The 242-nt window shown below is 69.0% G+C and carries 1 protein-coding gene; it reads left to right on the top strand.

What is annotated here, in order from left to right; all coding sequences use genetic code 11:
- Positions 1-242 (top strand): AMP-binding protein (locus tag R0J88_RS22865; RefSeq protein WP_410901300.1); only part of this gene is annotated, 242 nt, incomplete at both ends.

Consider the following 242-nt stretch of genomic DNA (forward strand, 5'->3'; position numbering starts at 1 on the left):
CTTCGCCAAGCTGGATTTCTCCGGCCTGCGGCTGACGCTGGGCGGGGGCATGGCGGTGCAGCAGGCGGTGGCCGAGCGCTGGCTCAAGGTCACCGGGAGGCCGCTGGTCGAAGGCTATGGCCTGTCCGAAACCTCGCCGGTGGCCACGGTCAATCCGACCGATACCGATGCGTATTCGGGCTCGATCGGGCTGCCGCTGCCCTCCACCGACGTCGCCATCCTGGATGACGAGGGCCACGAGG

Source organism: Pseudoalteromonas sp. SIMBA_162 (assembly GCF_046535955.1).
In the GTDB taxonomy this organism is placed as follows: domain Bacteria; phylum Pseudomonadota; class Gammaproteobacteria; order Enterobacterales; family Alteromonadaceae; genus Pseudoalteromonas; species Pseudoalteromonas marina.